We start from the raw sequence: 19755 nt of genomic DNA, 5'->3' as shown, positions 1-19755 counted from the left end.
AGACACCTCAAAGTCATAATTTTGCGAGTTTAAAATTGGTTAATATATGGTGTGCTCTTCTTTTGTTTCTATCTTTATGATAAAATAAATGCATTAAAAAGCCAATTAATTAGATATTTTTAATAGAGAAAAAGGGGAATGGAACCCTTATGGGAGATTCGTTTCTAAATAGGAGAAATGTTTATGTTTTTAAAGCGTATAGAGAGTGTTGGATTTAAATCATTTGCCGAAAGGATTAACGTAGATTTCGTTCCTGGAGTTACTGCTGTTGTCGGTCCGAATGGAAGCGGAAAGAGTAATATTACGGATGCGATACGTTGGGTACTCGGTGAACAGTCAGCTAAATCTCTACGTGGGGTAAAGATGGAAGATATCATATTCCAAGGTAGTGACACGAGAAAACCGTTAAATGTAGCTGAAGTAACTTTAGTCCTAGATAACACTGATCAGGCCCTACCTCTTGATTATGATGAAGTTAGTGTGACACGCCGAGTTTATCGCTCAGGCGAAAGTGAATTTTATATTAATAAACAATCTTGTAGACTTAAAGATATTGTGGATTTATTTCTAGATTCTGGACTAGGAAAAGAAGCATTCTCCATCATTAGTCAAGGGAAAGTAGAAGAAATCTTAAGTTCTAAAGCAGAAGAAAGAAGAACTATATTTGAAGAAGCTGCAGGTGTTCTTAAATATAAACAACGGAAGAAAAAAGCTGAATATAAATTAGCAGAAACCCAGGAAAATTTGAACCGTGTCGAAGATATTATCTATGAATTAGAAAGTCAATTAGAACCTTTAAAGAATCAAGCTGAAAAAGCAAAAGAATATTTAAAGGAAAAAGATATATTAAAACAACAAGAAATTTCGTTGCTCATTACGGAGATAGAACTGTTACATGACGAATGGCAAGGTCTATTAAATGAAATCGAAGCTGCTAAATTGGATGAAATTACTTTCCAGACACAAATTCAGAAGAGAGAAGCACGACTGACAACGGAAAGACAAGATGTCGAAAAAATCGATCATAAAATTACAGAGTTGCAGGAACGTCTTCTAGTTGCAACGCAACAACTTGAGAAGTACGAAGGTCGAAAACAAATTTTTCATGAACGCTCAAAACACTTCAGTGAAAATAAAGAGAAATTAGAAATTCAAAAACAAGAGTATTCCGAACAAATTCAACAGTTGGAAGCAGAGTTAGCTAATGAAAATAATCTACTACAAGAACTTCAACAATTAAAAAATAAAACAAAACAATTAGTAAATGATTTAAAAATTAAATTAACAACTGATAAAGATACGATTCATAAACAAATTGAAGAGTTAAAATCGGAATACATTGAGTATCTTAGTAAACAAGCTGCAAAGCGAAATGAGAGACAATCGATTGCGAGTCAACTTGAACAAATAAATATTAAGAAGTCGAAGCAATTAGAAAAATTTCAAGATTTAATTGTCCTTCGTGAATCATATCAGCAACAATTGAAGAACAATACGCAACAACTTCAAGATGCAGAAGAGTCCTATCAAGAAAAAGAAACTAAAATAAGAGAATTGAAAAAAGAACTTGAATCAAAAAGAAATCTATATCAAGATGCTCAAACAAAGCTATTTCAAGGCTATCAATATATTGAAAAGATAAAGTCTAAAAAAGAAATGCTTGAAGATATGAAAGAGGATTTTCAAGGATTTTTCCAAGGGGTAAAAGCTATATTAAAAGCAAGAGAAGAAGGGAAATTAGCACAAATACACGGTGCCGTAATCGAACTAATTGATGTACCTAAATCATATATTACTGCAATAGAAACTGTATTAGGTGGGCAAGCACAGCATATTGTCGTAGAGGATGACTTATCTGCTCGGAATGCCATTAGTTGGTTGAAGCAAACAAATAGTGGGAGAGCAACATTTTTACCTTTAGGATCAATCCAACCTAGAAATATTCCAAGCAATGTCATACAACAAATTGAATCCCATCCAGGCTATATCGGGATCGCGGGTAAATTAATTACAACTAATCCAGCATTTCAAAAAGCTGTTGACCATTTAATGGGTCATGTCATTGTTGCAAAAACGTTGAAAGATGCTAATGATATTGCAAAAACTGTACTGAGAAGATTTCGTATCGTCACTCTTGATGGGGATGTAGTGAACCCAGGCGGTTCTATGTCTGGAGGAGCACAAAAGAAAACCAATTCTTCTTTATTTACAAGAGAAAAAGACTTACAAGAATTAACAGAAAAACTAGATAACTATTCCACTCGCGCAATAGCATTTGAAAGAGAAGTGCATAAACAAAAAGAAGATTTAGTGGATGTAGAACAACAATTAGCTAGTCTAGAAACAAGCTTTAATGATGAACAGCGTAGATTACAGGAAGTTAGGTCTCTTCAAAAGGAAGTGGAATTGAAACTTTCTTCCTTACAAGATAATCTTACTGTTTATGACCAAGATAAAACACAATTTGAATATGATTTAACTAATCTTCAGGAAAGAGATAAATTATTAGAACAAGAACTACTTGAAATTGACGAGAAGTTAGTATCCTTCCAAAAACAAATCGATATACTTTCACAGCAGGAAGTTGAGTTTAAAGAAAATCAAGAACAACTGACAAATGATTTTCATGATTATCAGGTTCAACTTGCTGAACAGGAACAAAGAATTAAAAATCAACAAGAGAAAGTGACAGGTTTAACTAATCGATTAGATGATTTAATGGACAAGTTTGAATCAATCTCAACAGAACTACAAGAATTAATTGAAATATCCTCATCGGAAGAAACAGAAGAGGAAATAAATGAAAAGCTCACAGAAAAAAATGAAGAGAAGAATTCAATAACGACACAAATACAACAATTACGTTCGGAAAGAATGATACGTACGCAAAAAATGCAAGATGAAGAAAGAGAATTAAAAGAAGAGAATAAGAACCATCAGTTATTGCTAACAAAAATCCAAGAAAAAGAAGTGAAGTCAACTAGGCTTGATGTAGAACTTGAAAATCGATTATCTGTATTACAAACTGACTACATGATTACATTTGAACGAGCAAAACTAGATTATAAAAAAGTAGACAATATTGATGAAGCAAAACAAATTGTATCTGAAATAAAAGCTAGAATTGAACGTTTAGGTCATGTAAATCTTGGAGCAATTGATGAATATGAACGAATATTTGAGCGTTACTCATTTTTAACAGAACAAAAAGATGATTTAGTGGAAGCAAAAGAAACGTTATTTGCAGCTATTAAAGAAATGGACGATGAAATGGAACAATTATTTGGTGCGACCTTCGCCCAAATAAAAGAAGAATTTTCAGTAGTTTTTAAAGAATTATTTGGTGGCGGTCATGCTGAACTAAAATTAACAGAACCTAGTAATTTATTAGATACTGGTGTCGATATTATTGCCCAACCACCAGGTAAAAAATTACAAAATCTAGGTCTGTTATCAGGTGGAGAGCGTGCGTTAACTGCGATTGCACTATTATTTGCAATATTACGCGTTCGTCCGGTTCCTTTTTGTGTTCTTGATGAGGTAGAGGCTGCCTTAGATGAAGCGAATGTAGTTCGATTTGCCAAATATGTGAAACAATATAGTGAAGAAACTCAATTTATTGTAATTACACATAGACAAGGTACGATGGAGCAAGCAGATGTATTGTATGGTGTTACTATGCAGGAGTCTGGCGTTTCACGATTAGTGTCTGTACGATTAGAAGAAACAAAAGAGTTAATACAGTCATAAAGGAGAGCATGATTAATGAGTTTTTTTCAAAAGCTAAAAAGTAAATTTAAACAAGAAAACCAAGAAGAAGTTTCTACAAAATATAAAAAAGGAATGGAAAAGACAAGGAAATCTTTCTCTGGTAGAATTAATGATTTAATTGCAAGATATCGTAAGGTTGATGAGGATTTTTTTGAAGAGCTTGAAGAAGTGCTAATTACTGCCGATGTCGGAGTTAATACAGTAATGGATTTGATTGATGAGCTTCGCTTTGAAGTACAACGTCGTAATATCAAGGATACGATGGAAGTTAAAGAAGTAATTTCCGAGAAATTAGTAGAAATTTATTATGGCGATGATAATGAGGAAATTGAAGCATTAAATATTCAAAGTAGTGGGCTTTCTGTTGTGTTAGTTGTTGGAGTTAATGGAGTAGGGAAAACAACTTCCATAGGAAAGTTAGCACACCAATTAAAAGCTGAAGGGAAAACAGTCATGCTTGCTGCTGGTGATACTTTCCGAGCTGGGGCAATTGAGCAGTTAGAGATATGGGGCGAGCGTGCTGGAGTAGAAGTGATTAAACAAAATGAGGGCAGTGATCCAGCTGCTGTAATTTTTGATGCTATAAAAGCAGCAAAATCAAGGAATGTAGATGTACTACTTTGTGATACTGCTGGTAGATTACAAAATAAAGTAAACTTGATGAATGAATTAGCAAAAGTAAAGAGAGTAATTGAAAGAGAAATTCCTGGAGCTCCGCATGAAGTATTACTAGTATTGGATGCAACTACTGGACAAAATGCTCTTAATCAAGCAAAGACATTCTCAGAAGCAACAGATGTAACAGGGATAGTTCTTACGAAACTTGATGGAACAGCTAAAGGTGGAATAGTATTAGCTATTAGAAATGAAATGAATATACCTGTTAAATTTGTTGGATTAGGTGAAAAGGCAGAGGACTTACAGAAGTTTGATGCTAATGCATTTGTATATGGTCTCTTTGCAGATATGTTAGAAGAACAGGCTGAGAGCTAGGCGGTTTACGCTTGCAAAAGAAAGTACTGTTCGTTATGATTGATTGTAAAGGATTTTCACTTAACAAGGGGTGGGAGAATGCTAGAGAAAACGACTAGAATAAATTATTTATTAGATTTTTACCAAGCATTGCTAACCCCAAAACAACTGGGTTATATGGAAATGTACTATCTGGAAGATTATTCGTTGGGGGAAATATCAGAAACGGCTAATGTTTCTCGTCAAGCAGTGTATGACAATATAAAACGAACTGAGTCCATGTTAGAATCTTATGAAGAAAAACTTCATTTATATGAGAAATTCGAAAAACGCTTGAAGTTAATTAAAAAAATTGAAGAGATTGTTTCTTCCAGTAATAATGAAGAACTAAAAAAGTATATTCATCAATTAAAAGAATTAGATTAGGGGGACACCTTAATGGCATTTGAGGGATTAGCTGACCGCCTCCAGAATACGATTAAGAAGATAACTGGTAAGGGGAAAGTATCAGAGCAAGATGTAAAGGAAATGACAAGAGAAATCCGCTTAGCACTTCTCGAGGCAGATGTTAACTTTAAAGTTGTAAAAGATTTAATTAAACGGATTAAAGAGCGTGCTGTTGGTCAAGAAGTAATGGAAAGTCTAACACCTGGCCAACAAGTAATTAAAGTTGTAAAAGAAGAATTAACCGAATTAATGGGTGGAGAACAGAGTAAGATTGCAGTTAGCGATAAACCACCAACCGTAATTATGATGGTCGGACTGCAAGGTGCTGGTAAAACAACGACAACAGGAAAATTGGCTAATCTACTTAGAAAGAAATATAATCGGTCTCCATTATTAGTTGCATGTGATGTTTATCGTCCAGCAGCTATTAAGCAGTTAGAAACACTTGGTGGTCAATTGAGTATGCCGGTATTCTCTATGGGTACGGAAGCAAATCCTGTAGATATCGCCAAAAAAGCTATTGAAAAAGCAAAAGAAGATCACCATGATTATGTGCTAATTGATACAGCAGGACGTCTTCATGTGGATTCAGATTTAATGCAAGAATTAACGGATATTAAAGAACTAGTAAATCCTGATGAAATTTTCTTAGTGGTTGATGCGATGACAGGTCAAGATGCTGTTAATGTTGCTGAAAGCTTTAATGAACAACTAGATGTTACTGGAGTTGTTTTAACTAAGTTAGATGGCGATACTCGTGGTGGGGCTGCATTATCTATTAAAGCAGTCACAGGAAAATCTATAAAATTTGCTGGTATGGGAGAAAAACTAGATCAATTAGAAGCATTCCATCCTGAACGTATGGCTTCTCGTATTTTAGGAATGGGCGATGTTTTGACACTTATTGAAAAAGCTCAGGCGAATGTTGATGAAAAACAAGCGAAAGAACTACAAGAAAAAATGCGTACAGCAACATTTACATTTGACGATTTTCTTGATCAAATGAGTCAAGTTAAAAAAATGGGACCACTAGATGATTTACTAGCAATGATCCCAGGAGCTAATAAGATGAAAGGGCTAAAAAATGTACAATTTGATGAAAAGCAATTAGCCCATGTCGAAGCAATTATACAATCTATGACAAAAAAAGAACGGCAAGATCCAAGCATAATGAATGCAAGTCGTAAAAAGCGAATCGCAAAAGGATCTGGAACAAACGTATCCCAAGTCAACCGTCTACTAAAACAATTTGAAGAAATGAAAAAAATGATGAAACAAATGACCAACATGCAAAAAGGCAAAAAAGGCAAAGGATTCAAAATGCCATTTAATCCTTTTTAATAAATTTTATTGTAAATCTATTTTTCATTTATTAAGAGAGAAATTTAAATTTGTTTTTTGCTATGAGCAGCCCGTATACACGGAGACTCCTGTGGGAGGATAGGCTTCGGTGAGACCCCGCAAGAGCGTTAGCTCTGAGGAGGCTCACCAGCCGCCCACGGAAAGCGAAGTGTATACGGGCTGCGGATAAGGATAGAATGAAATAAATTAGATTAAATCATGACAAAAAACAAGATGTAATGTAAAAACACTTTACAGACTAAAAACTTTCTGATACAATCAATTCTTGTGAGAGCAAATTAATGGAGGTGCAAGTAATGGCAGTAAAAATTCGTTTAAAACGTATGGGTTCTAAAAGAAATCCTTTCTATCGTATTGTAGTAGCAGATTCACGTTCTCCTCGTGACGGACGTTCTATTGAACAAATTGGAACATATAACCCTGTAGTTGATCCAGTTGAAGTTAAAATAGATGAAGAAAAAGCACTTGATTGGATGACAAAAGGTGCTAAACCAAGTGATACAGTACGTAACCTATTCTCAAAAGAAGGCATCATGAAGAAATTCCACGAACAAAAAACTAATAAGTAAAGTAGTGTGATATCATGAAAGCCCTAATTGAATCAATTGTTGCACCATTGGTCGACTATCCAGAAGATGTTACAGTAACAGAAAGAGAAGAAGAAACAAAAATTGTTTATCATCTCACTGTTAATCAAAGTGATGTTGGTAAGGTAATCGGTAAAAATGGTCGTATAGCAAAAGCGATTCGAACAGTTGTTTATGCAGCTAAAACAGATTCTAAAAAAAGAGTCTATCTAGATATCATGTAAAGAGGCTAACTCAACTAGCAAAAGTTCTGCCCCTTTGATACAACAAATAGTATATTACGCTAAATGTTGTATATAAAGGGGGCGATCTTTTATGAGTAAGCCTCTTTTCTCACATAGAGGAATAAATATTACGAATCTTATTGTATTCCGAATAGAACAACCTCCTATATAAAAAACACCTATATGGTGAATCGAGGGGTGAGGAAATCGAATGAATATCTTGAAAAAAGTCATTATTAAACAAGTACTTACAGAAAATAGTAAAGCAGCCTTAAAGGATAATTTTGTTAAACATAAAATGCGACTTGAACAAGAGTGTCAACAATTACTGTTTGAGCAAAGGAAATTACAAAACAAAAAAAATATCTCAAAAACAGAACTACATGATCGTTTCCAACAAGAAATAAAGAATCGCAAGGAGAAAATAAAGTTAGCCGAGTTTAAAATAGAACAATTGGATATGCTAGAAATTGGAAGCGAAATTGTTGAAAAAGAAGTTGAAGCTCTCGTTGAGGTAAATGTTGGAACGCATTGGAATGATATAACAGGGGAAACAGCAATCATTGTGAAAGACGGCATTGTTGTCCGAATCGATAATTAGCAGGTGAGAATAGATGAATAATAAATTATTTACAGTTGGAAAAATAATTAATACACATGGAATTCGCGGAGAAGTTAAAGTATTACGTATTAGTGATTTTGATGACCGCTTTGAAAAAGGTAATACTCTATACTTAGTAACTGACAATAAAATAGTGAAAGAATTAACCATTGATGGCCATAGAATACATAAAGGTTTTGATTTAGTTCGTTTTGAAGGTTTGGATAATATTAATGATGTAGAACATTTTAAAGGTTCATTATTAAAGATTTCAGAATCACAGTTAACCGAATTAGAAGAAAATGAATTTTATTACCATGAAATAATTGGTTGTGAAGTAATGACTTCAGACGGAGAAGTCATAGGGAAAATAAAAGAGATTCTTTCACCAGGGGCTAATGATGTATGGGTAGTACAGCGACCGAAAGGGAAAGACCTCTTAATACCTTATATAGCAGACGTCGTCACTGAAGTAGATGTGAAACAAAAACAAGTTGTAATAGTACCAATGGAAGGATTGCTTGATTAATGCAAATTGATATTCTAACCTTATTTCCAGAGATGCTTGAAAGTGTATTGAATTCCTCCATTTTAGGCAAGGCACAGGAAAAAGAAAAATTCACATATAATCTAGTAAATTTTCGTGACTACACAGAAAACAAACATAATAAAGTAGATGATTATCCTTACGGTGGTGGAGCTGGTATGGTACTATCTCCTCAACCAATATTTGATGCAGTCAATGCAATTACAGGAGATCTTAAAACGAAACCAAGAATTGTTTTAATGTGCCCTCAAGGAGAGAGATATTCTCAAAAGAAGGCAGAGGAATTTGCTAAAGAAGAGCATTTGATTATTATTTGTGGCCATTATGAAGGGTATGATGAACGAATTCGCGAGCACTTAATCACGGATGAGATTTCGATAGGTGATTTTGTCTTAACAGGTGGAGAGTTAGGCGCTTTAGTAGTAGTAGATAGTGTAGTACGTTTATTACCTGATGTTTTAGGGAATGAGGATTCAGCTAGACAGGATTCATTTTCGACTGGATTATTAGAACATCCACATTATACTAGACCACAGGATTTCAGAGGGATGAAGGTACCTGAAGTACTTTTATCCGGAGATCACGCTAAAATAGAAGCATGGCGAAGAGAAGAATCTTTAAAAAGAACGTACCAACGTAGAAGAGATTTACTAGAAAATTATCCTTTAACAGAAGAAGATAAAAAAATGTTGCAGCGCATAGAAGAAACAGATAATTGATTATAATATAGCAAAAATATGTACACTAGTTTTTATAATTCTAGTTGAACTGTAGTCTTAATTATGTTATATTAATTATTGTGCTTAAAGTAGTTAAGTACGTATAAACGATGTTCCGCTGTTATTTTATATATTATGAGCATTGGTTTGGAAGGAGTGAAGCAGGATGCAAAAATTAATCGAAGAAATCACAAAAGATCAGCTTCGTAACGATCATCCTGATTTCCGCGCAGGAGATACTGTTAAAGTTCACGTTAAAGTTGTTGAAGGAACTCGTGAACGTATCCAGGTTTTCGAAGGTGTCGTTATCAAACGTCAAAACGGTGGAATCAGCGAGACATTTACAGTAAGAAAAATTTCTTATGGTGTAGGTGTAGAGCGTACTTTCCCAGTACATTCACCTCGTGTTGATAAAATCGAAGTAGTACGTCGTGGTATTGTACGTCGTGCGAAACTATACTATCTTCGTAACCTACGTGGAAAAGCAGCACGTATTAAAGAACGTCGCTAAAAAAAGAAATCGAAGAATGTACTTAGAAAGGAGCTTGGTATTTTATTCAAGCTCCTTTTTACTTAATAAAAAATGAAAAAAAGATAGGGAATAATATATAATAAAATGGATAACTAGTTGGTATTGGAGGGAAGGATATGGCAAAAGGAAAAAGCGAGTGGTCGGATTGGATAAAGGCACTCTTAATTGCATTTGGACTAGCATTCCTTGTTAGAACCTTTTTATTTACACCAATCATAGTGGATGGACCTTCCATGCAGCCAACATTGCATGATAGAGATCAGATGATTGTTAATAAGTTCGTTTATCGGGTAGATGAACTAGAACGATTTGATATCGTTGTATTCCATGCTAATGAACAGAAAGACTTTATAAAACGTGTTATTGCAACTCCTGGTGAGCATGTTGCCTATAAAGATAATATATTATACATAAATGGTGAGCCTATAGAAGAAAAGTTCTTCGCAAATAACACGGAACATGTAATAACAAATGATTTTACTCTAGAAGAACTAAGAGGGAATTACACTACAATACCTGAGGGACATGTTTTTGTATTAGGAGATAATCGAACGAATTCAACGGACAGTAGATTACTTGGTCCAATACCAATTGACCAAATAGTAGGAAAAGCAAGTGTTATTTATTGGCCGTTTGATCGTTTTAAGTTTATAGGAGAGTAGGAAAACAATGACAATTCAATGGTTTCCAGGCCACATGGCTAAAGCAAGAAGAGAAATTGAAGAGAAATTAAAACTTGTTGATTTTGTAATGGAGTTAGTAGATGCTAGGGCACCATTATCATCGCAAAATCCAATGCTTCATCAAGTGTTACAAAATAAGTCGAAGATGATTTTGCTAATGAAACGAGATCTTGCAGATACTAAGGTTACGAATGAATGGATTGATTATTTCAAGAAGAATGATATTCCTGCACTAGCTGTTAATGTGAATGACAAAAGTGATATTAACCGAGTTATTCAACTTGCTAAGGAACTAGGACAAGAGAAATTAGAAAAATTAATGAAAAAAGGGATCAAGCCAAGACCTGCAAGGGCGATGATTGTAGGGATACCTAATGTAGGAAAATCAACTTTAATTAATCGTCTCGCCAACAAGAAAATTGCTAAAGTAGGAGATCGTCCTGGTGTTACTAAGCAACAACTATGGATTAAAGTAAAAAAAGATTTTGAGCTATTGGATACACCTGGGATACTTTGGCCGAAATTTGAAGATCAATTAGTCGGATATCGTTTAGCAGCAATAGGAACGATAAAAGATCAATTATTATCATTGCAGGACATTGTTGCTTTTGTAATCAACTATATGAAAGAACATTATCCAAACCAACTAATGGAACGGTATGGTATCCAAGAACATGAAGAAGATATGTGGGATATTTTCGTGAAAATCGGAAAATTACGTGGTGCACTGGAAAGCGGAGGACATGTGAATTTTGATAAAGTAGCAGAAATTATCATTCGTGATTTAAGAACGGGTCGTCTCGGTAATATTACACTTGAGAAACCGATAGAAGATTAATAAGACATGCATCGCTTTGATGGATGTCTTTTATTTTTTATTTATTTTACCGATATAAAAATAGAAATAAGGTGATCACATGGAGAACAGACCAATAACAGAAATAAAAACACGCTTTAAAGAGAATCAACTTACTGCTCATGAAATTGCATTACTACGAAATGATCCGCGTAAAGGTGTTCAACAAATTATTAAAGCTTATGAAAAGAAGAAATTAAAAGAAAAAGAATTAGAAATATTACAGGAAAAAATGTTTACATACGAACGAAATAGTTATGCTAATGGAAAAACGTATGTAGCTGGAGTTGATGAAGCTGGAAGAGGCCCACTTGCTGGTCCTGTTGTAGCTGCAGCTGTTATTCTACCAACAGATTTTAAATTATTAGGTCTAAACGATTCGAAGCAATTAAGTGAACCAAAAAGAGAAGAATTTTTTGAATATATAATAGAACATGCAATAAGTTATGGAATTTCGATTGTTCAAAATGACGTTATTGATAATATTAACATCTATGAAGCAACAAAATTAGCAATGAGAGAAGCAATAGCGCAATTAAACCCTCAAGCCGATCACGTGTTAATCGATGCTGTGCCACTCGAAGGTTTAACATGTTCATCGGAATCCATTGTTAAAGGGGACGCGAAAAGTGTGTCTATTGCCGCGGCGAGTATTTTAGCAAAAGTAACTCGTGACCGCCTAATGAGAGAGATTCACGTGGAGTATCCAATGTATGACTTTGCATCTAATATGGGTTATGGTACGAAACTTCATATTGATAGATTAAGAGAATACGGAATTAGTCCGTACCATCGTACATCTTTTGCACCAATAAAAGACAACTTAAAGTGAGTGATATGACTTGAATATTCAACGAACGTTATTCGCTAATTCGCAATCTGTTAAAGAACCTATACAGACTCTTAAAGTGGGACAAATTATACCTGGGCGTGTTCTAAAGTTTTATCCTAATAATACTGCACAGATCCAACTAGGAAATACATCATTAAATGCTCAATTGGAAGCCCCCTTATCTGTTGGTTCTAACTACTATTTCCAAGTAATGACGAAAGGAAGTATTATTCAGTTAAAGGTAATTGGTGAATCGTTAGAACGAAAAAGAGCTTATTCCTTACATAAACTGTTGAATTATATAGGAGTGAAATATTCAAAAGTAAATGAAGATTTTATTCAACAGTTGTTTCAAAAGGAAATAGTAATAGACCCAAAACAAATCAAGCAAGCGATCGACATATTAAGTGCTTCTGATTCGAAGTCTTTAACAAAAGTCATTCTATTAGAGATGATTAGAAATAATCTACCAATTTCATTAGAAGTATATACCGCTATTGAGAGCACTTGGACAAGTAGTTTTTCTAAAAAATTTCATGCATTAATTACTGAACTGTCTGCTAACAAGAATGGTCTAGAATTAATGAACCAAAATAGGGTAAGACGTATAGATGATTTATTAGGTAAGACGAATAAAGTTCCTAAAAATTTCGTTCAACTTATTGCTGCTAATCGTGATTATTACCAATTAGTAAAGGAATTAGGATTAATTCAGCTAGATAGTGTGTTTGAAGACTGGATAAGTCCAGCCAACCAAGCACATAATAATGGCTTTCAATTTGATAGACAGACTTTGGTTCATATTCTGTCAAATTATGAAGATATAAGAGAGAAAGCAAATTCTTTTCTAACAAAATGGAATGATACCATTCAAACTCTTAACCATCGTAACGAGGCTATATTAGATGGAACCTTTCACAAAATTAAAAATGACCTGGAGCAATTCTATCATTTAATCTTAAAAGAACAAATAGAGATTGCGGATGATCCAATTAAGATAAGAGATTATATTGTAAGCATGGAAAGGCTTGCTAAAATAGAAAATACACCTCAATTGGCAAAGTTGTATCACGAGTATATGAAGGCACTTTTCATGGAGCAAATTAAAATGATTACCAATGATGTCGGTTTGCAATACGAAAAGACTATCTACAAGGATAATCAAAATCCTACTTTTACATTGAAAGGACTATTACTACAATTAATGAGCGTGAATGATAATTCAGTAAAAGGGATGGCAGATAAATTTTTACAATATATAAATGGATTACAAATACAGTCTGTTCATGATACTGAAAAATTTCTCCAAGCTAACTTACTTATACCAGGACAAGGGTTAGGACTGAAAAATGATCTTTCGATATCATTCCAAGGGAAGAAGAACAGCAAAGGAGAAATTGATCCAGATTATTGTAAGGTTGTTTTTATGTTAGATCTGGAACATATTAACGAAACTATTATTGAAATGCATGTACAAAAGCGAACCATTTCTTTACAAATTATGAATGACCATCCATTAACTCATATAGCAAATTCTGTAAAGCCATTATTGAAAGAAGGATTAGATAAGATAGGGTACCACCTTTCTAGTATCACTTATCACCAATTTACTAGTAATCAGCAAAATGGTAATAAAACAAATTTAGTCAATAAAGCTAATAAGGAAATACCTATAGGAGTGGATTTTCGAATATGAAACATAGTAGAAAAAAAGCAATTGCATTAAGTTATGAATCTGATAAAGATTATGCACCAACAATAAAGGCAACAGGAAAAGGTTTAATTGCAGAGAATATTATTAAAAAGGCAACTGACAATAATATTCCAATACTAGAAGATAAAACCCTAGTCGAATTGTTATCTGAATTAGATATTAATGAAAAGATACCTGAAGAATTATATCAAGCAGTAGCTGAAGTTTTTGCTTTTATTTATCACATTGATAAAGAGAAAGTAAATAACGAATAATTTATGACAAATTATATAGCGCTTTCCTTGTGCAAATTTCTTATTTTTAATACAATAAACATGCAGTGATTTTGATGGGAGGACAAAGAATGAATATTCATGAATATCAAGGGAAAGAAATTTTACGCACGTATGGTGTAAAAGTTCCTAATGGCTATGTTGCCTATACAGTAGATGAAGCTGTAGAAGCGGCTGAAAAATTAGGATCTTCAGTTACTGTTGTCAAAGCACAAATACATGCTGGTGGACGTGGTAAAGCTGGCGGTGTAAAAGTTGCTAAGAATTTGGATGAAGTTCGTACATATGCAAATGAAATTCTTGGTAAAACATTAGTAACACACCAAACGGGACCAGAGGGCAAAGAAGTTAAGCGTTTACTAATTGAAGAAGGCTGCGATATTAAAAAAGAATATTATGTTGGTGTTGTTTTAGATCGTGCTACTTCTCGAGTTGTTATGATGGGGTCAGAAGAAGGCGGTACAGAAATAGAGGAAGTTGCGGCAGAAACTCCTGAAAAGATTTTTAAAGAAGTTATTGATCCTGTAGTAGGACTTCTTCCTTATCAAGCTCGTAGACTAGCATTTAATATGAATATTCCTGATGAATTATTAAATAAAGCTGTTAAATTTATGACAGGTCTATATCAAGCATTTGTTGAAAAAGATTGTTCAATTGCTGAAATTAACCCACTAGTAACTACAGGTGATGGTGAAGTTTTAGCACTTGATGCAAAATTAAACTTTGATGATAACGCTTTATATCGTCAGAAAGATGTAATAGAATACCGTGATTTAGACGAAGAAGATGAAAAAGAAATTGAAGCTTCCAAATATGATTTAAGTTATGTAGCATTAGACGGTAATATTGGATGTATGGTGAATGGTGCAGGTCTTGCTATGTCTACCATGGACATCATTAAACACTATGGCGGGGAACCGGCTAACTTCCTTGACGTTGGTGGCGGTGCAACAGCAGAGAAAGTTACTGAAGCATTCAAAATTATCTTGTCCGATAAGAATGTACAAGGTATTTTTGTTAATATTTTCGGTGGAATTATGAAGTGTGACGTAATTGCTGAAGGTGTTGTGGAAGCTACTAAACAAGTAGGGTTAAACTTACCATTAGTAGTTCGTTTAGAAGGAACAAACGTTGATTTAGGGAAGAAGATTCTAAACGAATCTGGATTAAACATTATTCCTGCAGATTCTATGGCTGATGGCGCAGAGAAGATTGTATCCTTAGTTAAAGGTGCTTAAAAAACTAAAATCTTTTAATTTAATAGTCTAGTTTTATAGAAAGGACGGACGTAGCATGAGTGTATATGTTAATAAAGATACGAAAGTAATTGTCCAAGGTATTACTGGAGGAACCGCTAGATTCCATACTAAACAAATGCTTGAATACGGTACAAAAATTGTTGGTGGTGTGACCCCGAAAAAAGGCGGTACAGAAGTAGAAGGTGTTCCAGTATTTAATACAGTACAAGAAGCTGTAGATGTTACTGGTGCAACTGCATCTGTTATCTATGTTCCAGCTCCTTTTGCAGCAGATGCAATTGTTGAAGCTGTAGATGCTGAGTTAGATCTAGTAATTTGTATTACTGAGCATATTCCAGTATTGGATATGGTGAAAGTTAAACGTTATATGGAAGGAAAGAAAACACGTTTAATTGGTCCAAACTGTCCTGGTGTTATCTCTCCAGATGAGTGTAAAATTGGTATAATGCCAGGGTACATTCATACAAAAGGACATATTGGAGTTGTATCTCGTTCAGGAACGTTAACTTATGAAGCTGTTCATCAACTATCACAAGCTGGTTATGGTCAGACTACTGCAGTAGGTATTGGTGGAGATCCAGTTAACGGTACAAACTTTATTGATGTACTACAAGCATTTAATGAAGACCCTGAAACGTATGCTGTTGTAATGATCGGAGAAATTGGTGGAACTGCCGAAGAAGAAGCTGCTGAATGGGTTAAAGCAAATATGACTAAACCAGTTGTTGGCTTCATTGGTGGAGCAACTGCACCTCCAGGAAAACGCATGGGACATGCAGGAGCAATTATCTCTGGTGGTAAAGGTACTGCCGAAGAAAAGATTCGCGTTATGAATGAATGCGGAATTGAAGTAGCAGAAACTCCAGCAGTCATTGGAGAAACAATGATTCGTGTACTACAAGAAAAAGGTTTAGCAGAAAAGTGTAAAACACATTAAGTTAATTAGAACCTAAAAGATTGCCTTTTAGGTTCTTTCCCTATATCCAAGAAAAGGAAGTGACAAATTGTTTCAAGCGATTCGACAAAGATTACTTCATTTACATCGTTGTCGTGGACTATCCAGAACAAAACTTCGTCGTTTACTTCAAATGGACCCTTCGTTAAACAAAATTTTCTTCTTAACACCTTCTCAAATTAGTGAATATCTTTTAATAGAAAGTAAATATGCTCACATGTTATATCAAGATATGCATAATTATAAAATTATGCAAGAAGCCATAGCAGATAATTCTCGATATACTACTATTACAATCATTGACGAAAATTATCCAGATATGTTAAAAACAATAAAAGATGCTCCAATCGTTTTGTATACTGCTGGCGATAATAAGTTACTTCATAAAATACCTTCCATTAGTGTAATAGGTACTAGAAACCCTTCCAATCATGCTTTCTCTAAGATGAAACATATTGTTCTTCCGTTAGTTAACGAAAAATGGGTAATTATTAGTGGGATGGCTAAAGGAGTAGATAGTCTTGCACATCAAATGGCATTATCTAACGGTGGCAAAACAATAGCAATTTTAGGAAGTGGATTCCATCATATTTATCCAAAAGAAAATGAGCAGTTATTTCATCAGATTACGTCATCAGGTTTAGTGATAACGGAATATCCACCAGATGTACCCCCTAGAAAATACCATTTTCCAGAGAGAAATCGAATTATAAGCGGATTAAGTTTTGCAACATTGGTAATAGAAGCAACAGAGAGAAGCGGAACAATGATAACGGTAGACCAAGCACTTGATCAAGGAAGAGATGTATATGCGGTACCTGGTTCACCTCATATGAAGCAAGCCATTGGATGTCTAAAACTGATACAAGATGGTGCAAAATTAGTAATATCACATAAAGATATTATTAAGGATTGGGAAAATGAAGGGGTTCATTGGAGTAAAGTACAAGGGTAATATGAAATAATATAGTGTATGTTTGACATTTATAACGTATATATTTAATATTAGTTAGGATTTCTATTGATAATTAAATTAATTTTATAGAATAAAATATTTTAGTGTATAATCTGAAAATGTTGACATTTTTACCATCTATTCTTACATTAGGAAGTATAGCAATTTTAGGACACGAATGATTTAGGATTTTTATGTACTAGGTTTTTCGTTACCTCAGTTAAGGAGGAAGAGAATGACAGATTATCTCGTTATTGTAGAATCACCTGCAAAAGCAAAAACTATTGAACGATATTTAGGAAAAAAGTATAAAGTTAAAGCCTCCATGGGTCATGTCATTGATTTACCGAAAAGTCAGATGGGTGTTAATGTGGAAGAGGGCTATAAACCTAAATATATTACAATACGTGGTAAAGGTGATATTTTAAAGGATTTAAAAAAAGCCGCTAAAAAGGCAAAAAAAGTATATCTCGCAGCCGACCCGGATCGTGAAGGGGAAGCAATTGCTTGGCACTTAGCTCATGCACTTAAAGTGGATGAACATTCACAATGCCGTGTTGTCTTTAATGAAATTACAAAAGATGCGATTAAAGAATCATTTAAACATCCTCGTTCCATCGATATGGATTTAGTAGATGCACAGCAGGCACGTAGGGTACTTGACCGTTTAGTTGGATATAACATAAGTCCATTACTATGGAAAAAAGTGAAAAAAGGTTTAAGTGCTGGTCGTGTGCAATCGGTTGCTTTAAAGCTTATTATTGATAGAGAAAATGAAATTAATAATTTTCAACCGGAAGAATATTGGTCTATTGAATCAACATTCCAAATGGATAAAGAAGTTTTTGAAGGTGCTTTTTATGGTGTTGATGGTAAAAAGATGGAACTATCCACGGAAGAAGAAGTTAATTCCATTTTAGAAAAATTAATAGATAAACAGTTTAAGATAGAAAAGGTTACTAAAAGGGAAAGAAAAAGAAATCCTGCATTGCCATTTACAACTTCTTCTTTACAACAGGAAGCTGCTCGAAAGTTGAACTTCCGAGCTAAGAAAACGATGATGTTAGCACAGCAGTTATACGAAGGGATTGACCTTGGGAAATCTCAAGGCGGAACAACTGGATTAATAACATATATGCGTACAGATTCAACTCGGATATCAGATACTGCTAAAAAAGAGGCAACGGAATATATTCAGGACAAATTTGGCAGTGAATTTCTTGGTCAAGCACGAAAAGAAAAACAAAAAGAGAATACCCAAGACGCCCATGAGGCAATTCGTCCAACTTCAGTGCTTAGAGAACCAAGTTCCTTAAAAGCAGTCTTATCTAGAGATCAATTGCGTCTATATAAATTAATTTGGGAACGTTTCTTAGCAAGTCAAATGGCACCTGCTATACTCGATACGATGTCCGTCCAACTGATAAATAATAATGTAGAATTCCGTGCTACAGGATCAAAAGTTAAATTTAAAGGGTTTATGAAAGTATATGTAGAGGGTACGGATGATAATAATAAAGCGGATGACAAGTTCCTCCCTAACTTAGAAGAAGGGATGATTGTAGAAGCAAACGAAATCGTTCCTAACCAACATTTTACACAGCCACCACCGAGGTACACAGAAGCAAGATTAGTCAAAACAATGGAAGAGCTTGGAATTGGTCGTCCATCAACATATGCACCAACATTAGATACGATACAGAGACGTTATTATGTAACGATGGACAATAAACGATTTGTCCCAACTGAGTTAGGAACAATTGTTGTTGAAATATTGACCGAATTCTTCCCAGAAATCATTGATGCAGAGTTTACAGCGAAAATGGAAAATGATTTAGACGCTATCGAAGAAGGAAAAGTAGAATGGGTTCATATTATCGATGATTTCTATGATGGCTTTCAAGAGAGACTTAAAAAAGCAGAAGAAGAAATGGAAAAAATTGAAATTAAAGATGAACCAGCTGGAATCGATTGTGAAAACTGTGGGCATGAAATGGTTTATAAGATGGGGAGATATGGCAAATTTTTAGCGTGTTCCAATTTCCCAGAGTGTAGAAATACAAAACCAATCTTAAAAGAAATTGGTGTTGATTGTCCGAAATGTAATGAAGGTAACGTTGTGGAAAGAAGCTCGAAGAAACGACGAATATTTTATGGTTGTGATCGTTTTCCAGAGTGTGATTTTGTTTCATGGGATAAACCGATATCGAGACCATGTCCAAAATGCGATTCGCTATTAGTAGAGAAACGCAATAAAAAGGAAACTCAAATTGTTTGTACGAAATGTGATTATAAAGAAAATAGTCAAGGATAAAAGTGCCGCTCATTTTTAATGAGCGCCTTTTATTATGTCATTTGAAAACCCCTGGCTATGCCGGGGGTTCCGGAGAGCTTATAGCGTGGTATTAAAATTAAAAAGGCCTCTCTTCGTGATAAGATATAGTTGGTTTCCCGACCACTACATCAA

General features: G+C 34.4%; 19 protein-coding genes. All 19 read left to right on the top strand.

The features are described 5' to 3' along the window. Positions 1 to 183: 183 nt before the first annotated feature. The 19 genes from smc to topA all read left to right on the top strand — a co-directional run bounded on the left by smc (position 184) and on the right by topA (position 19602). Complete coding sequence (gene smc / locus IEV35_RS19330; RefSeq protein ID WP_188386303.1) at positions 184 to 3750, top strand: chromosome segregation protein SMC; 3567 nt, start codon at positions 184 to 186, stop codon at positions 3748 to 3750. Between the two features lie 15 nt (positions 3751 to 3765). Next, on the top strand, positions 3766 to 4764 hold the full coding sequence (gene ftsY, locus IEV35_RS19325; protein ID WP_188386302.1) for a signal recognition particle-docking protein FtsY: 999 nt from the start codon (positions 3766 to 3768) through the stop codon (positions 4762 to 4764). 78 nt (positions 4765 to 4842) lie between these two features. After that, positions 4843 to 5169 (top strand): putative DNA-binding protein, encoded by a 327-nt coding sequence (locus IEV35_RS19320; protein ID WP_188386301.1) that lies wholly within the window; start codon positions 4843 to 4845, stop codon positions 5167 to 5169. Positions 5170 to 5181: 12 nt separating this feature from the next. Further along, entirely contained in the window at positions 5182 to 6531 is a 1350-nt protein-coding gene (gene ffh, locus IEV35_RS19315) for a signal recognition particle protein (RefSeq protein ID WP_188386300.1), read from the top strand. A gap of 317 nt (positions 6532 to 6848) precedes the next feature. Then, the gene (gene rpsP, locus IEV35_RS19310; protein ID WP_188386299.1) at positions 6849 to 7121 is read left to right on the top strand and encodes a 30S ribosomal protein S16; all 273 of its coding nucleotides are present in this window, start codon (positions 6849 to 6851) and stop codon (positions 7119 to 7121) included. A 14-nt stretch (positions 7122 to 7135) separates the two neighbouring features. Further along, positions 7136 to 7363, top strand: coding sequence for a KH domain-containing protein (locus IEV35_RS19305; RefSeq protein ID WP_188386298.1), 228 nt, complete (start codon positions 7136 to 7138; stop codon positions 7361 to 7363). Between the two features lie 211 nt (positions 7364 to 7574). Then, positions 7575 to 7964 (top strand): YlqD family protein, encoded by a 390-nt coding sequence (locus IEV35_RS19300; protein ID WP_188386297.1) that lies wholly within the window; start codon positions 7575 to 7577, stop codon positions 7962 to 7964. Between the two features lie 13 nt (positions 7965 to 7977). Beyond that, positions 7978 to 8493 carry a ribosome maturation factor RimM gene (gene rimM, locus IEV35_RS19295; RefSeq protein WP_188386296.1) on the top strand — a complete coding sequence of 172 codons (516 nt, stop codon included), beginning with the start codon at positions 7978 to 7980 and terminating at the stop codon, positions 8491 to 8493. Continuing rightward, the gene (gene trmD / locus IEV35_RS19290) at positions 8493 to 9230 is read left to right on the top strand and encodes a tRNA (guanosine(37)-N1)-methyltransferase TrmD (RefSeq protein WP_188386295.1); all 738 of its coding nucleotides are present in this window, start codon (positions 8493 to 8495) and stop codon (positions 9228 to 9230) included. Before rimM ends, trmD begins: the two co-directional genes overlap by 1 nt. Before the next feature lie 166 nt (positions 9231 to 9396). Further along, positions 9397 to 9741, top strand: coding sequence for a 50S ribosomal protein L19 (rplS, locus tag IEV35_RS19285; protein WP_188386294.1), 345 nt, complete (start codon positions 9397 to 9399; stop codon positions 9739 to 9741). Positions 9742 to 9878: 137 nt separating this feature from the next. Further along, positions 9879 to 10424: a signal peptidase I gene (gene lepB / locus IEV35_RS19280; RefSeq protein ID WP_188386293.1), complete on the top strand. Its 546-nt coding sequence runs from the start codon at positions 9879 to 9881 to the stop codon at positions 10422 to 10424. 7 nt (positions 10425 to 10431) lie between these two features. Then, positions 10432 to 11283: a ribosome biogenesis GTPase YlqF gene (ylqF, locus tag IEV35_RS19275; RefSeq protein ID WP_188386292.1), complete on the top strand. Its 852-nt coding sequence runs from the start codon at positions 10432 to 10434 to the stop codon at positions 11281 to 11283. 79 nt (positions 11284 to 11362) lie between these two features. Beyond that, entirely contained in the window at positions 11363 to 12133 is a 771-nt protein-coding gene (gene rnhB / locus IEV35_RS19270) for a ribonuclease HII (RefSeq protein ID WP_188386291.1), read from the top strand. A gap of 10 nt (positions 12134 to 12143) precedes the next feature. Next, complete coding sequence (locus IEV35_RS19265) at positions 12144 to 13829, top strand: TP0910 N-terminal domain-containing protein (RefSeq protein ID WP_188386290.1); 1686 nt, start codon at positions 12144 to 12146, stop codon at positions 13827 to 13829. Beyond that, positions 13826 to 14101 carry an EscU/YscU/HrcU family type III secretion system export apparatus switch protein gene (locus IEV35_RS19260; protein WP_188386289.1) on the top strand — a complete coding sequence of 92 codons (276 nt, stop codon included), beginning with the start codon at positions 13826 to 13828 and terminating at the stop codon, positions 14099 to 14101. The genes IEV35_RS19265 and IEV35_RS19260 overlap by 4 nt, the downstream gene beginning before the upstream one ends. Positions 14102 to 14190: 89 nt before the next feature. Beyond that, positions 14191 to 15357: an ADP-forming succinate--CoA ligase subunit beta gene (gene sucC, locus IEV35_RS19255; protein WP_188386288.1), complete on the top strand. Its 1167-nt coding sequence runs from the start codon at positions 14191 to 14193 to the stop codon at positions 15355 to 15357. Between the two features lie 55 nt (positions 15358 to 15412). Further along, on the top strand, positions 15413 to 16315 hold the full coding sequence (gene sucD / locus IEV35_RS19250; RefSeq protein WP_188386287.1) for a succinate--CoA ligase subunit alpha: 903 nt from the start codon (positions 15413 to 15415) through the stop codon (positions 16313 to 16315). A gap of 67 nt (positions 16316 to 16382) precedes the next feature. Beyond that, entirely contained in the window at positions 16383 to 17288 is a 906-nt protein-coding gene (gene dprA / locus IEV35_RS19245; protein ID WP_229740824.1) for a DNA-processing protein DprA, read from the top strand. A 235-nt stretch (positions 17289 to 17523) separates the two neighbouring features. Next, positions 17524 to 19602 (top strand): type I DNA topoisomerase, encoded by a 2079-nt coding sequence (gene topA, locus IEV35_RS19240; protein WP_188386286.1) that lies wholly within the window; start codon positions 17524 to 17526, stop codon positions 19600 to 19602. Positions 19603 to 19755: the final 153 nt, after the last annotated feature.

This window comes from Ornithinibacillus halotolerans (genome assembly GCF_014637405.1).
GTDB classification, from domain to species: domain Bacteria; phylum Bacillota; class Bacilli; order Bacillales; family Amphibacillaceae; genus Ornithinibacillus; species Ornithinibacillus halotolerans.
Note: the sequence above shows the minus strand (reverse complement) of the source record. Positions and strands in the feature narration are given on the sequence as shown.